Here is a 14,431-nt window from a genome sequence, read left to right on the forward strand (position 1 = left end):
GGCCCGTCTGTAAGCCCCGGCCTTCCCGCCCCGGATCACGCCTCCGGATACCTCCGCGGCGTCCACACGATCTCCGTGCCGTCGTCGCGTCGTACCGCCTGGGTCTGGGAGGAGCCGACGATCAGGAGGGTGCGCATGTCGACCTGGGTGGGGTCGAGGTCGGCCAGGTGCACGGTGCGGACGGACTCCTCGGGGCCGCCGATGTCGCGGGCGAGGATGACCGGGGTGTCGGGGACGCGGTGTTCCAGGAGGAGTTCGCGGGCCTTGCCGACCTGCCAGGTGCGGCTGCGGGAGCCGGGGTTGTAGAGGGCGAGGGCCAGGTCGGCGGAGGCCGCCGCGTGGAGGCGTTCGGCGATGACCTCCCAGGGCTTGAGGCGGTCGGAGAGGGAGATGACCGCGTAGTCGTGGCCGAGGGGGGCGCCGGCGCGGGCGGCGGCGGCGTTGGCGGCGGTGACGCCCGGCAGGACGCGTACGGGGATCGCGCGGTACGGGTCCTGGGCGGCGACCTCCAGGACGGCGGTGGCCATGGCGAAGACGCCGGGGTCGCCGCCGGAGACCACGGCCACCCGGCGGCCGCGGCGGGCCAGGTCGAGGGCGAGTTCGGCGCGTTCGGACTCGACCTTGTTGTCGGAGGCGTGGCGGCGCTGGCCGGGGCGCAGCGGGACGCGGTCCAGGTAGGTGGTGTAGCCGACGAGGTCCTCGGCGGCGGCGAGCGCGCCGCGGGACTCAGGGGTCAGCCAGAGGGGGCCGGCCGGGCCGGTGCCGACGACCACGACCTCGCCGGGGAGGGCGGCGGGGGATGCCGGCGCCGTGTCGTCAGAGGCGGTCGGAGCGGTGGGGGGTGCCGACGTCGTCTCGTCGTCGGCGTCCCCGGCGGCGGGCGTCGCGGAGGCACCGGCAGCGGCCCCGGCACCCGACGAAGCCTCCGCCGGCGGCAGGTCCGCGATGCGGCTCGGGACGACGCTGACGGAGAAGTACGGGACGGTCTCCGCGTCGATGTCGGCCAGCTTCCGCGTGCGTTCGCCGGACATCGTGGCGCGTTCGACGTAGTGGGCCTCGGGGAGGCGGCCGGAGCGTTCCATGGCGCGGCGGACGGTGGGGAAGGTGCGGCCCAGCTTCATGACGACGGCGGTGTCGGTCGAGGCCAGGCGGGCAGTCAGCTCCTCCTCCGGGAGCGTGCCGGGGAGGATCGTCAGGACCTCGTCGGCCTCGGCGAGCGGCTTGCCCAGGCGGGCGGCGGCGGCGCTGATGGAGGTGACGCCGGGGACGACCTCGGTCGGGTAGCGGTGGGCCAGCCGCTTGTGCATGTGCTGGTAGGAGCCGTAGAAGAGCGGGTCGCCCTCGGAGATGACGGCGACGGTGCGGCCGGCGTCGAGGTGGGCGGCGAGGCGGGCGGCCGCGGACTCGTAGAACTCGTCCAGGGCGCCGCGGTAGCCGCCGGGGTGGTCGGTCGACTCGGTGGTGACCGGGTAGACCAGCGCCTCCTCGATGTGGTCGGGGCGGAGGTGCTCGGCGGCGATGGAGCGCGCGATGGACCGTCCGTGGCGGGCGCTGTGGTAGGCGATGACATCGGCCCGCGCGATGACCTGGACGGCCCGGACCGTCATGAGGGACGGGTCGCCGGGGCCGAGGCCGACGCCGTAGAGGCGGCCGGGTCCTGCCGGGGTCGCGGCGCTGCTCGCACCGGTTGCCTGCTGCTCGCTCACGCTCACTCTTCCTCGCTCGCCATGGCGTTGATCGCGGCCGCGGCCATGGCGCTGCCGCCGCGGCGTCCGCGCACCACGATGTGGTCCAGCTTCGACGGATGGGCGATCAGCGCGTCCTTGGACTCGGCGGCGCCGATGAAGCCCACGGGTATGCCGATGACGGCGGCCGGGCGGGGCGCGCCCTCCTCGATCATTTCGAGGAACCGGAAGAGGGCGGTGGGGGCGTTGCCGAACGCGACCACGGCGCCTTCCATGCGGTCCCGCCACAGTTCCAGGGCCGCGGCGCTGCGGGTGGTGCCCATCCGGGCGGCCAGGCCGGGGACCGACGGATCGGCCAGGGTGCACAGCACGTCGTTGTCCGCCGGCAGCCGCTTGCGGGTGACGCCGCTGGCGACCATGTTCGCGTCGCAGAGGATCGGGGCGCCGGCGCGCAGGGCCGCGCGGCCACGGGCCACCACGTCGGGGGTGTAGGCCAGGTCGCGCACCAGGTCGACCATGCCGCAGGCGTGGATCATGCGGACCGTGACCTGGCTGACGTCGGCGGGCAGGCCGTCGAGGGCCGCCTCGGCGCGGATGGTGGCGAAGGACTGGCGGTAGATCGCCGCACCGTCCTTCTCGTAGTCGAACGCGGTCACGTGGGCCTCGGGGGTGTCGGGTGCGGGAGGGCTCGGGTGGTTCATGGGGTGGTGCACGGGGCTTGGGGGCGGTTCGGGTCGGTGCGGTGGACCGGGTGGTTCATGGGGCCGGGGGCGGGGCCGTCGTGCCGGGCGCGGCGGGCGGCTCGGTGTCCGGGCCCACCAGGGCTGTCCGGTAGCCCTCGGCCGTGGCGAGTACGTCGACCCAGGCGCCGTGCGGGTGTCCGCAGCGGCGTTCGCAGCCGGACCAGTACACGGGCAGGCCCGCGGGCGGGCGGCCGGCGGGTGCCGCGTCCGGGACCGTCGTGCCGGCGGCGACGGCGGCCGTGGCGTCGGCCCGTACGTCGGTGCGGGACTTGGCGCAGCCGGGGCGGCCGGTGCAGGCGCCGAGGCGGTGCCAGGGGGAGGCCGGGTCGGTGACCAGGCCGGCGGCGGCGAGCCGCGCCAGCCGGTCCGGCGCCGCGGCGGCCGGCAGTCCGGGCAGGACGATGCCGCGCCAGGGGGTGAGGCGCAGCGCGCCGGCGCCGTCCTCGGCCGCGATCGCGGTCAGCAGCCGCCACTGGGCCACCGTCAGCCGGCCCAGCGGCGCCAGGACCGAGAGCGAGCGCGTGCCGCCGGGGCCCTCGACGATGCCGGGGGCGGAGGAGTCGGCGTACGGCGGACGGGTCCGGGCGCCGGGTGCGGGCGGTTCGGCTCCGTAAGCGGGCCCGTGCGCGGCCACGTACGCCGCTTCGAGGCCCGCCGACCGCAGGGCTTCGGCGATGTCCCGGGCCCGCAGCGCGTGTGCGGCGGGGAGTTCGCGGACCCGCCAGGCGCCGCTGCCGCTCGCCCCGGCGGCGGCGAGGAAGGCCCCGGCGGCGGCGAGCGCGGCGCGCGGCGCGTCCGGGCCGGCGATCCGCAGCGCGGCCGGATCGTCGCCGACGCGGAGCAGGGCGCCGCCGCCCGCCGGGCCCGTGCCGTCGTCGCCCGGTCCCGCTTCTGCGAGCAAGGTCACATCTCCGCCGAGCGCCGCCACGTCGCCCCGTCCGTCGTCCAGGACGAACAGGAAACGGCCGGAGAGGGCGGTCGCCCACTCGCCCGCGCAGAGCAGCGCGTCCAGCTCACGGGCCCACCGTCGCACGTCAGACGGGGTGTGCCGGTCCAGTCCGGCCAGCGGCGAGGCGAGGATGTTGCGGATGCGTTCGTGGGCCGCGGAGGGCAGCAGGCCCGCGTCGCGCAGCAGGCCGGCGAGGCGGGCGCCGCAGCCCTCCGCGAGGCCGCGGAGTTCGGCGTTGCTGCGGGAGGTGAGGGAGAGGTGGCCGTCGCCGAGCAGCTCGGCGGCGTCGGCCAGGGCAGCTGCCTGATGCGCCGTCAGATCACCGGCGGGCAGCCGGACTCGGGCGAGTCCGCCGTCGGCGGCCGGATGCAGTCGCAGCGCTCCCGGGCAGGCGTCACCGCGGTCCCGCGGAAGCGGTGCGGCGGCCTGCGGCCGTGTCGAGGGGGAGGGCGGCATGGCCGCGAGCATACCCACGGGTGCGGGCGCCGATCCGGGCCGGATCCGGCCACGCGCGCGGGCCGCCGCGGCCGGTCCGAAGGCCCGCTTACCTCGCCCGGCCACAGCCCTTACTATGCAGGTCGGTGGGTCGGCTGACCCGCCGGACGCCAGCGACGGCGCAGGGGCTGCGGCCCCGGGGAGGAAGCCCGGTGAGAATCCGGCGCGGTCCCGCCACTGTGAACCCGGCAGCTGCCGGGCGAGCCAGGAACTCCCGCCGTCCCTACGACCACCCGGGGCGCGGACACCCCGAGGAAGGCCTGCGCTCGCATGCTTCTGCTGCTGTCGACCTCCGACACCGACCTGCTCAGTGCCCGCGCGGCCACGGGTCCCGTGCCGTACCGGCTCGCCAACCCCGCCCGGCTCGACGTCGACGGGCTGCCCGCCCTGCTGGAGGGCTGTGACCTCGTCGTCGTGCGCCTCCTCGGCGGCATCCGCGCCTGGGAGGAGGGCCTGGAGGTGCTGCTCGCCGAGGACCAGCACCGCCCGGTCGTCGTGCTCACCGGTGAACAGGCCCCCGACGCCCAGCTCATGGAGCAGTCCACGGTCCCGGTCGGCATCGCGGCCGAGGCGCACGCCTACCTCGCGCACGGCGGCCCGGCCAACCTCGACCAGCTCGCCCGCTTCCTGTCCGACACGGTGCTGCTGACCGGCCACGGCTTCGAGCCGCCGGCCCCCGCCCCGAGCTGGGGCCCGCTGGAGTGGGAGCCCCGCAACGCCACCGGCCCGCTGATCGCCGTGCTCTACTACCGCGCGCACCACATGAGCGGCAACACCGGCTTCGTACGGACCCTGTGCGAGCAGATCGAGGCGGCGGGCGGCCGCGCCCGCCCCCTGTTCGTCGCCTCCCTGCGCACCCCCGAACCGGAGCTGATCGAGGAGCTGGGGGCCGCCGACGCCCTGGTCACCACCGTCCTCGCGGCGGGCGGCAGCAAGCCCGCCGACGCCTCGGCCGGCGGCGACGACGAGTCCTGGGACGCGGGCGCGCTGGCCGCCCTGGACGTGCCGATCCTGCAGGCCCTGTGCCTGACCGGGCCGCGCAGCGCCTGGGAGGAGAACGACGAGGGCCTCTCGCCGCTGGACGCCGCCTCGCAGATCGCCGTCCCCGAGTTCGACGGCCGGCTGATCACCGTCCCGTTCTCCTTCAAGGAGGTCGACGAGGACGGGCTGCCGGTGTACGTCGCCGACCCCGAGCGGGCCGCCCGGGTCGCCGGGATCGCCGTCCGGCACGCCCGGCTGCGCCACATCCCGGCCGCCGACAAGCGCCTCGCGCTGGTGCTGTCCGCCTACCCGACCAAGCACTCCCGGATCGGCAACGCGGTCGGCCTGGACACCCCGGCCAGCGCCGTCGCCCTGCTGCGCCGCCTGCGGGCGGACGGCTACGACTTCGGCACCGAGGAGGTGCCCGGCCTGGAGTCCGGCGACGGCGACGAGCTGATCTACGCCCTCATCGAGGCCGGCGGCCACGACCAGGAGTGGCTCACCGAGGAGCAGCTCGCCCGCAACCCGGTCCGCATCCCGGCCGCCGACTACAAGCGCTGGTACGCCACGCTGCCGCAGGAGCTGCGCGACTCCGTCGAGGAGCACTGGGGGCCGCCGCCCGGCGAGATGTTCGTCGACCGCAGCCGCAACCCCGACGGCGACATCGTGCTGGCCGCCCTGCGCCGCGGCAATCTGCTGATCCTCATCCAGCCGCCGCGCGGCTTCGGCGAGAACCCGATCGCGATCTACCACGACCCCGATCTGCCGCCCTCGCACCACTACTTGGCCGCCTACCGCTGGATCGCCGCCTCCGCCGACGACGGCGGGTTCGGCGCGGACGCCATGGTCCACCTGGGCAAGCACGGCAACCTGGAGTGGCTGCCCGGCAAGAACGCCGGCCTGTCCGCGGCCTGCGGCCCGGACGCCGCCCTCGGCGACCTCCCGCTGATCTACCCCTTCCTGGTCAACGACCCCGGCGAGGGCACCCAGGCCAAGCGCCGGGTCCACGCCACCCTCGTCGACCACCTCGTGCCGCCGATGGCGCGCGCCGAGTCCTACGGCGACATCGCGCGCCTGGAGCAGCTCCTCGACGAGTACGCGGCGATCTCCGCCATGGACCCGGCCAAGCTGCCCGCGATCCGCGCCCAGATCTGGACGCTGATCCAGGCCGCCAAGCTCGACCACGACCTGGGCATGGAGGAGCGGCCCGACGACGAGGGCTTCGACGACTTCCTGCTGCACGTCGACGGCTGGCTGTGCGAGGTCAAGGACGCCCAGATCCGCGACGGTCTGCACGTCCTGGGCGGCGCCCCGGCCGGTGAGGCGCGCGTCAACCTCGTCCTGTCCATCCTGCGCGCCCGTCAGATCTGGGGCGGCACCTCCGCCCTGCCCGGTCTGCGCGAGGCGCTCGGTCTCGACGAGTCCGCGGCCACCCGGACGACCGCCGACGCGGCCGAGGAGACCGCCCGCGCGCTGGTCCAGGCGATGGAGGACGCGGACTGGGACCCGGCGAAGGTGGCCGGTGTCGCCGAAGGGCACCCGGCCGCGGTCGCCGACATCCTCGACTTCGCCGCCCGCCAGGTCGTGCCGCGCCTCGCCGCCACCACCGACGAGATCGACCACGCGGTGCACGCCCTGAACGGCGGCTTCGTGCCGGCCGGCCCCTCGGGCTCCCCGCTGCGCGGCCTGGTCAACGTCCTGCCGACCGGCCGGAACTTCTACTCCGTCGACCCGAAGGCCGTCCCCTCCCGCCTGGCGTGGGAGACCGGGCAGGCGCTCGCCGACTCCCTGGTGGAGCGCTACCGGAGCGACAACGGCGACTGGCCGCAGTCGGTCGGTCTGTCCCTGTGGGGCACCAGCGCGATGCGGACCAGCGGCGACGACGTCGCCGAGGCCCTCGCCCTGCTGGGCGTCCGCCCCGTGTGGGACGACGCCTCGCGCCGGGTGAACGGGCTGGAGCCGATCGGTCTCGCCGAGCTCGGCCGCCCCCGCATCGATGTCACGCTGCGCATCTCGGGCTTCTTCCGGGACGCGTTCCCGCACGTCATCGGCCTGCTCGACGACGCCGTCCGGCTGGTCGCCGGCCTGGACGAGCCCGCGGAGTCCAACTTCGTGCGCGCCCACGCCCAGGCCGACCTGGCCGAGCACGGCGACGAGCGGCGCGCCACCACCCGCATCTTCGGCTCCCGCCCGGGGACGTACGGCGCGGGCCTGCTCCAGCTGATCGACTCCCGCGACTGGCGCACCGACGCCGACCTCGCCGAGGTCTACACCGTCTGGGGCGGCTACGCCTACGGCCGCGGCCTGGAGGGCCGCCCGGCCCGGGACGAGATGGAGACCGCCTACAAGCGCATCGCGGTCGCCGCCAAGAACACCGACACCCGCGAGCACGACATCGCGGACTCCGACGACTACTTCCAGTACCACGGCGGCATGGTCGCCACCGTCAAGGCGCTCAAGGGCAAGGCCCCCGAGGCGTACATCGGGGACTCCACCCGCCCCGAGACGGTCCGCACCCGCACCCTCGTCGAGGAGACCTCCCGGGTCTTCCGCGCCCGGGTGGTCAACCCCCGCTGGATCGAGGCGATGCGCCGCCACGGCTACAAGGGCGCCTTCGAACTCGCCGCGACGGTGGACTACTTGTTCGGCTACGACGCCACGACGGGCGTGGTCGCCGACTGGATGTACGACAAGCTCGCGCAGACCTACGTCCTCGACCCGGAGAACCGCGACTTCCTCCAGCAGGCCAACCCCTGGGCCCTGCACGGCATCGCCGAACGCCTCCTGGAGGCCGAGTCGCGCGGGATGTGGGAGAAGCCGGACGCCGAGACGCTGGCGGCGCTGCGGCAGGCGTTCCTGGAGACCGAGGGGGAGCTGGAGGGCGAGGACTGACGTCCGGGCGGGGCGGCGCGTCCGCCCCGCCGGCGCCGCCGTCCGGTCCCGCGGCGAGCCCCGGGTGCGGCCCGTCGAGGCCGGTGCGAGGATTTTCGTGGGGGCGGTTCACGAACTGCTCGGGGGGCGGAACGAGGAGGCTTCCGGTGACTGCCACGAAGACATGGAACGCCGAGATCAGCATCACCGAGACCGGCAGCGAGGTCCGTGCCGAGGCCAGGCTGCGCGGCAAGGCGGGCGGGCAGATGGTCGGCCAGGGGGAGGCCCGCTGCAACCCCGCTGACGAGAACGTCCCGGCGATCGGCGACGAGCTGGCGGTGGCCCGGGCGATGTCGGACCTCAGCCATCAGCTGGTGCAGCGCGCCGCGCACGACATCGAGGTGCACACGGCCCGGCCGGTCGAGCGCCTGCGCTTCTGAGACCACCGGCCGGCCGGGAGCCCGGGGCCGTACGGCCGTGCCGGGCGGCCCCGGCGGAGTCCGGCACGGGGGCCGCCCCGGGGAACGGTGCGGCCGCGGCCGTCCTCCGGGGGCCGGCTAGGGCATCTCGGCCGGGAAGTCCGGACCGATGGTCAGGGTCACCGCGCCCGGTGCCGCCCCGGCCGACTCCGTGGCCTTGACGCCGGGGAGCCGGGAGGCGAGCACCTCGCTCTGCGTCCTGAGCGCGGCCGGGTAGCTGACGCCGGTCTTGTCCGCGGCGGGGGCGTTGCCGGTGCCGACGACGGCGAAGCCCAGCTTGCGCAGCTGCTCGGCGGCGGAGGCGGCCCGGCCGGGGACGCCCGTGCCGTTGAGGACGCGGACCTGCACGGAGTGCGCGGTCACCGGGTTCTTGGCGGCCTCGGCGAGCTTCTTCTTCCCGGCGGCGCCGATCTCGCGGTCGTGCGCGAGGTCGCTGAAGAGCCGACCGGCCTGCGGGTACTGCCACACGACGTTGGCCTTGTCGGTGGGGACGTCGGCCTCGCGGTAGTAGTTGGGGACGGTCAGGAAGGTCAGGCGGTCGGTGGGGATGTCCTTGACGGTCGAGGCCAGGTCGTAGAGCGGCTTGAGACCGGCGAGGTCCTTGTCGGTGGTGATCGACTTGGTCGCCGAGTCCAGGAAGTCGTAGAGCTCCCCGGGGCTGGTGAGCTTGGACTGCGCCCTGGCGGCCAGCGCCTTCATGAACTCCTGCTGGCGGCCGATGCGGCCGAGGTCGGAACCGTCGCCGACGCTGTAGCGGGTACGGACGTAGCCGAGCGCCTTCTCGTCCCGGACGGTCTGGCAGCCCGCGTCCATGTCCAGGTGGGCCTTCTTGTCGTGGATGGCGTGCTTGGGGCAGACCTCGATGCCGCCCAGCGCGTTGACCATCCCCTTGAAGCCCTGGAAGTCGACCGAGGTGAAGTGGTCGATGCGCAGCCCGGTGTTCTTCTCGACGGTCTTGATGGTGCAGGCCGCGGCCTTGCGGATGTCGCCGGAGTCGCCGCCGATCGAGAACGCCTCGTTGATCTTGAAGTGGTGCGGGGCGGACTTCGAGCCGTTGCCGCGGGTGCAGGCGGGGATCTGCACCCACGAGTCCCGCGGGAAGGACAGCGCGGTCGCCCACTGACGGTTGGCGGCGATGTGCACCACCATCAGGGTGTCCGACTGCATGGTGGTCAGGCCCCTGCCGTACTTGGCGTTGGCGCCGGCGCGGCTGTCGGAGCCGACCACCAGGATGTTCTTGGAGCCGGGGCTCAGGTTGACCGGCCGGGCGCCGTCCACCTGGATGTCCGCGCCGTGGATGTTGCCGTCCAGGTGCTGGTAGACCCACGCCCCGACGCCGGCCGTGCCGAGCAGCACTATGCCGAGGGCGCCGCCGGTCCAGGCGAGGATGCGGCCGCGCCGGGTCATCCGGAGCTTGCCCGTACCGCCCGCCGGTGCGCCGTCGCCGGTTCCGCAGGCGGCGCCGGGCGGCCTGCGGCGCGCGCCACCGGACGCGCGGGAGCCACCGGGCGCGCGGGAGCCGTCGCCGCCGGTACGGGACGGTCCCGGCGCGCCGCCGGTGCCCCGCCGGGCCGTCTGCTGGTGCGTCTGCCTGTCATGCACGCCGATGGCCCTTCTGGTCCTTCTGATGCTGGGGGTGCGCTGCGGGGGAGGGGACGGCGGCCGGCCGGAGCGGGCGGGTCAGAGGCCGGTGCTGGGCAGCAGCAGGATGGACTCGGGGTCGTAACGCCGCCACTGCGCACGCGCGCTGCCGGGCAGGGTGCGCAGCCGGCACCACAACTCGCCCGCGCCGTCGGTCCACCAGGCGTTGATCCGCCCCAACGCCCATCCGCCGTCCGGGTATTGGACCTCCACCGGCTGATAGACCCATCGCACCTCCGCCTCCGGGGGCGGGCAGTCCCAGGTCAGGAGTCCGCACCTCGTCGCCATCTCCCCCTCCGGCCGCGCCTGTTGCGCATGTGGGCGGCCACTCTACCGGGAAGATCTACAGGTCTGTAGAAGTTGCCTGGTGCGGGCGGACCACGGCGGGTGCGCCGGGTGTGCCCGGTGAGGGTCAAGGGTCAGTGTGCCCCTAGAGCGGCGTTGCCGCCTTCAGAACAACGAACAGGGCTACCGCCGCGTTGAGCGCGGAGACCGCGGAGGCGGCCGTGCCCGCGGCGGCGACCAGGGCCGCCAGACCGGCCGGGGTCAGCGTCGGCGGCCAGTGGCGGGCCGGCGGCACGGGCCCGAGCAGCGCCGCCACCCGCCGTGGCACCGGCCCCGGTTCGGGCGCCGCGAAGTGCGCCAGCCCGGGGGCCGCGCGCCGGGTGACCAGCGCCGCCTTGCCCACCGCGCGCGCCGTCAGCCGCCGGTCGCCGACCACCTGCGCCGCCTCCTCGTCCGCCCAGCGCTCGGCGGCGAAGGCGACCGCGGAACGCAGCGGCAGCAGCAGCGGGTTGACGCAGCCGGCCAGCCGCACGGCCAGCAGGGCGCGGTGGTGACGGCAGCGCAGATGCGCGTGCTCATGGGCGAACAGGGCGCGCCGCTCGTCGTCGTCGAGGCTGCGCAGCATCCCGCGGGAGACCGCGACCCGGCCGGGCCTTGCGGGCCGTCCGGGCCGGGCCGGGGTGCCGGGCACGGCGTAGGCGTAGGGCTCGTCGTCCGGCAGCACCGCGGGGTCGGCGCCGGCCGGCAGCCCGTCCAGCGCGCGGTGGGTACGGGCCCGGATGCGGCGGTGCCGGCGCAGCGCGGCGGCGCACACGGTGAGCGCGGCGGCCAGCAGCGGGATCGCGGCGACGCCCGCGACCTCGGCGAACGGCACCGCGGCCCGCACCTCCGGGTCCGACCAGCCGTCCGGCAGCGGATTGCCGCGCAGTTGGGCGGTGCCGACGACCACCAGCAGGCCCAGGCAGAGCGTGCTGCACAGGCCGAGGACGGCGGCGAGCAGGGTCAGCAGGCGGGTGGTGGCGCGGGGGTGGAGGTGCTGCTCGGCGAGCCGGGCGATCGGCAGGGCGGTGAGCGGCAGGACGAGCGGCAGGAACACGAAGACGCCCACCGGTCAGGCTCCGTGCGCTTCGTCCGGGCGGTGCTGCCTGCCGGGGGCGGGGGCCGGGCCGTCGGCGGGCGTGGGTGTGCCGGCGCTCCCGCGCGCGCCCAGCGTCCCGGTCCCGTCGGCCGCGTCGCGGTCGAGGAGGGCGCGCAGCAACTGCTCGTCGTGGTGGGAGAGCGCGGAGACGAAGCTGGTCAGGACGGCGTCCCGGTCCGGTTCGCCGTCCAGGACGCGGCGCATGCGCAGCGCGGCGAGCCCGGCCTCGTCGGCGGCCGGGGTCCAGACGTAGGCGCGGCCGGACCGCTCGCGGGTGACGGCCTGCTTGGCGTGCAGCCGGGACAGGATGGTCATCACGGTCGTGTACGCGAGGTCGCCGCCGAGCCGGTCCTGCACCCAGGCGGCGGTGGCCGGTCCCGGCGCGTGGTGCAGCGCGGCCAGCACCTGGGACTCCAGCTGCCCCTGTCCCCGCCTGCGGGCGCGTTCCCGCCCGGAGCCGCCGAAGTTCCCGAAGGACTTCCCGCCCATGCCGTCGCCTCCCGTCGCGCCGGGCGTCCCGCCGGCCGGGACGCCGGGCATCTTGACGTCGGGGCATCTTACTGAGCGCCCGGCCGGGGCGGCGCTCTCCCCGCACGGTGGCCGGACGCCGCGGATTCCGGCCGCTTACTTCTACACTCCTGTAGATTTTGAGGCTCATCCGGAACGCAGGCAACACCTGGAGGGAAGCCATGGGAGTCTCGCTGGCCAAGGGCGGCAACGTCTCGCTGTCCAAGGAAGCGCCCGGACTGACCGCGGTCACGGTCGGCCTCGGCTGGGACGTGCGGACGACGACGGGCGCGGACTACGACCTGGATGCCAGCGCCCTGCTGTGCACCGAGGCCGGCAAGGTCGTCTCGGACGCCCACTTCGTCTTCTACAACAACCTGACCAGCCCGGACGGCTCGGTGCGGCACACCGGCGACAACCTGACCGGCGAGGGCGAGGGCGACGACGAGGCCGTCGAGGTCACGTTGTCCACCGTGCCCGCCGAGATCGCGAAGATCGTCTTCCCGGTCTCCATCCACGACGCGCAGAGCCGCGGGCAGAGCTTCGGCCAGGTACGCAACGCCTTCATCCGCGTCGTCAACCAGGCGGACGGGGCGGAGCTGGCCCGCTACGACCTGAGCGAGGACGCCTCCACCGAGACTGCGATGGTCTTCGGCGAGCTCTACCGGCACGGCGCGGAGTGGAAGTTCCGCGCCGTGGGCCAGGGCTACGCCTCCGGCCTGGCGGGCATCGCGGCGGACTACGGCGTCAACGTCTGAGCGCGGCCGGCGTCCGGGCGGCGCCGACGTCCGGACGGGAGGCCGTGGGGCACCCCCGCGGCCTTCCGCCCATAACCCCCACAACGGGAGATACCCACCCACTGCGGGGTACCTTGGAATCACCGGAACACCGACGGATGCCCAGGGGTACCTGGAGATGCCGCGTATTCGGTGAGGTGAGCACCGTGCAGACTCTGTGGACCGTGGTCGTGCTGCTGGCGCTGGTCGGGCTGGGGGCGCTGTTCATCGCCCGGGTCAATGCCCAGGGAACGGGACGGATGCCCACCCACCGGTACGAGGACTGGAAGCAGTCGATACGGGACCGCAAGCACAAGCCGCCGGACGACGGCTCCGGCCCCGAGCCGCCGGCGCCCCCGGACAGGGCGGGTGGTGACCCGTGACGTCCACCGCGCGAGGCGGCTCGACGGCACCCGACTACGACGGGATCTCACCGTTCCCCGACAGCGGCGCCGAGCCCCCGCCGACCGCCGGCCGCCGGATGTACGTCACGGTGACCGCCCTCATCGTCATCGCCCCGTTCATCGGCCTCGCCGTCGCCGTCCCGCTCCTGTGGGGCAGCGTCGTCCACCTCACCGACCTCGTCCTGCTGGCCGTCTTCTACGTCATCAGCGGCCTGGGCGTCACCATCGGCTTCCACCGCGGCCTCACCCACGGCAGCTACACCGCCGCCCCCGCCCTCCGCGTCGCCCTCGCCCTCGCGGGCTCGCTCAGCTTCCAGGGCGACGTCATCGACTGGGTCGCCACCCACCGCCGCCACCACGCCTACACCGACCGGCCCGGCGACCCGCACTCCCCCTATCGCTACGGCACCAGCCTGCGCGGTCAGTTGCGCGGACTGGTGCACTCGCACATCGGCTGGCTGTTCGGCAACGACCCCACCTCGCACCGCCGCTACGCGCCCGACCTGCTCGCCGACCCGAAGATCCGCGCCGTCGACCGGGCGTTCCCGGTGCTGTGCCTGCTCACGCTCGGCCTGCCGTTCGCACTGGGCTGGGTGCTCGGCGGTTCCTGGGTCACCGGGCTGACCGCCCTGCTGTGGGCGGGGTTCATCCGGATCGCGCTGCTGCACCACGTCACCTGGAGCGTCAACTCGCTCTGCCATGTCATCGGCGAGCGGCCGTTCCGCACCCGGCGCCACGACCGCGCCACCAACCTGTGGCCCCTGGCCCTGCTCTCGTTCGGCGAGAGCTGGCACAACCTGCACCACGCCGACCCGACCTGCGCCCGGCACGGCGTGGACCGCGGTCAGATCGACGTGTCCGCCGCCGTCATCCGGCTCTTCGAGCGCCTCGGCTGGGTCCGGGACGTGCGCTGGCCCGACCCCGCACGGGTGGCGGACCGCCGTGTCAGGAGCACCGCATGACCACCGCCGGGGACCGCCCCCACCCCGCTCCTCCCCCGCACCACGCGCCGCCCCCCGTCGCCCGCCTGACCATCGCCCCGCACACCGGCACGGCGCGGCGCATCGACGGTGTCTGGTGGCCGCACTCCGCCGACCTGCTGGCGGAACTCCCCGAACTGCTGGCCGCGTTGCCCTTCGACTGGCCCCGGATCACCCATGCCACGGTGAACGGCGCGCCCTGGCCCCCGCTCCCGGCCCACATCCTCGTCGAGGGCCATGTCGTCCGCCTCCGCAGGACCACCGGCCGCCCCGGCCCGGACACCGTCTGCCTGGTCTCCCCCGGCCACGGCCGCTGGGACCTGCTGATCATCCCGCCCGGCACCCCCGAGCCGGAGGCCGTCCGCATGATGGCGGAGATGGCGCGCACGGGGGAACTGACACCGGCCTGAGGGGGCTCCGGTACTGAGGGGGCTCCGGTACCAGGGGGAGGGCGCCTGCCCGGGGGCCATAACCCGGGAATCCGTCCTGTGCACCCC

The 14,431-nt window shown here is 74.9% G+C and carries 13 protein-coding genes and 1 riboswitch; of the genes, 6 read left to right on the forward strand and 7 right to left on the reverse strand.

What is annotated here, in order from left to right; genetic code table 11:
* Window positions 1-35: 35 nt before the first annotated feature.
* From K7396_RS18525 to cobG, 3 genes are read right to left on the reverse strand one after another with little or no spacing between them, the layout of a single operon-like run.
* A complete protein-coding gene (locus K7396_RS18525; RefSeq protein WP_086721127.1) occupies window positions 36-1,712 on the reverse strand; it encodes a precorrin-2 C(20)-methyltransferase in 1,677 nt (558 codons plus the stop codon).
* Complete coding sequence (locus tag K7396_RS18530; RefSeq protein ID WP_086721126.1) at window positions 1,709-2,386, reverse strand: precorrin-8X methylmutase; 678 nt, start codon at window positions 2,384-2,386, stop codon at window positions 1,709-1,711. The genes K7396_RS18525 and K7396_RS18530 overlap by 4 nt, the downstream gene beginning before the upstream one ends.
* Before the next feature lie 55 nt (window positions 2,387-2,441).
* Window positions 2,442-3,833: a precorrin-3B synthase gene (cobG, locus tag K7396_RS18535; RefSeq protein WP_223660075.1), complete on the reverse strand. Its 1,392-nt coding sequence runs from the start codon at window positions 3,831-3,833 to the stop codon at window positions 2,442-2,444.
* Window positions 3,834-4,013: 180 nt separating this feature from the next.
* Window positions 4,014-4,086, forward strand: a riboswitch (cobalamin riboswitch).
* A 56-nt stretch (window positions 4,087-4,142) separates the two neighbouring features.
* Between cobG and cobN the strand changes: the two genes are divergently transcribed.
* Both cobN and K7396_RS18545 read left to right on the forward strand, forming a co-directional pair.
* Window positions 4,143-7,745: a cobaltochelatase subunit CobN gene (gene cobN, locus K7396_RS18540; protein WP_086720576.1), complete on the forward strand. Its 3,603-nt coding sequence runs from the start codon at window positions 4,143-4,145 to the stop codon at window positions 7,743-7,745.
* Window positions 7,746-7,891: 146 nt separating this feature from the next.
* Entirely contained in the window at window positions 7,892-8,164 is a 273-nt protein-coding gene (locus K7396_RS18545; RefSeq protein ID WP_086720575.1) for a DUF1876 domain-containing protein, read from the forward strand.
* 117 nt (window positions 8,165-8,281) lie between these two features.
* On the opposite strand, the gene K7396_RS18550 is transcribed toward K7396_RS18545, so the two are convergent.
* From K7396_RS18550 to K7396_RS18565, 4 genes are all read right to left on the reverse strand, one after another.
* Window positions 8,282-9,610 carry an LCP family protein gene (locus K7396_RS18550; RefSeq protein ID WP_086720578.1) on the reverse strand — a complete coding sequence of 443 codons (1,329 nt, stop codon included), beginning with the start codon at window positions 9,608-9,610 and terminating at the stop codon, window positions 8,282-8,284.
* A 273-nt stretch (window positions 9,611-9,883) separates the two neighbouring features.
* Window positions 9,884-10,132 carry a hypothetical protein gene (locus K7396_RS18555; protein ID WP_223660077.1) on the reverse strand — a complete coding sequence of 83 codons (249 nt, stop codon included), beginning with the start codon at window positions 10,130-10,132 and terminating at the stop codon, window positions 9,884-9,886.
* 142 nt (window positions 10,133-10,274) lie between these two features.
* A complete protein-coding gene (locus tag K7396_RS18560; RefSeq protein ID WP_086720574.1) occupies window positions 10,275-11,237 on the reverse strand; it encodes a M56 family metallopeptidase in 963 nt (320 codons plus the stop codon).
* 3 nt (window positions 11,238-11,240) lie between these two features.
* A complete protein-coding gene (locus K7396_RS18565) occupies window positions 11,241-11,756 on the reverse strand; it encodes a BlaI/MecI/CopY family transcriptional regulator (RefSeq protein WP_086720573.1) in 516 nt (171 codons plus the stop codon).
* A 200-nt stretch (window positions 11,757-11,956) separates the two neighbouring features.
* Between K7396_RS18565 and K7396_RS18570 the strand changes: the two genes are divergently transcribed.
* From K7396_RS18570 to K7396_RS18585, 4 genes are all read left to right on the forward strand, one after another.
* Complete coding sequence (locus tag K7396_RS18570) at window positions 11,957-12,532, forward strand: TerD family protein (RefSeq protein ID WP_086720572.1); 576 nt, start codon at window positions 11,957-11,959, stop codon at window positions 12,530-12,532.
* 185 nt (window positions 12,533-12,717) lie between these two features.
* Window positions 12,718-12,933, forward strand: coding sequence for a hypothetical protein (locus K7396_RS18575; protein WP_223660079.1), 216 nt, complete (start codon window positions 12,718-12,720; stop codon window positions 12,931-12,933).
* Window positions 12,930-13,916 carry an acyl-CoA desaturase gene (locus K7396_RS18580; protein WP_152104780.1) on the forward strand — a complete coding sequence of 329 codons (987 nt, stop codon included), beginning with the start codon at window positions 12,930-12,932 and terminating at the stop codon, window positions 13,914-13,916. The genes K7396_RS18575 and K7396_RS18580 overlap by 4 nt, the downstream gene beginning before the upstream one ends.
* A complete protein-coding gene (locus tag K7396_RS18585) occupies window positions 13,913-14,344 on the forward strand; it encodes a DUF5994 family protein (RefSeq protein ID WP_152104781.1) in 432 nt (143 codons plus the stop codon). The genes K7396_RS18580 and K7396_RS18585 overlap by 4 nt, the downstream gene beginning before the upstream one ends.
* The last annotated feature ends 87 nt before the right edge of the window (window positions 14,345-14,431 follow it).

Source organism: Streptomyces angustmyceticus (genome assembly GCF_019933235.1).
In the GTDB taxonomy this organism is placed as follows: domain Bacteria; phylum Actinomycetota; class Actinomycetes; order Streptomycetales; family Streptomycetaceae; genus Streptomyces; species Streptomyces angustmyceticus.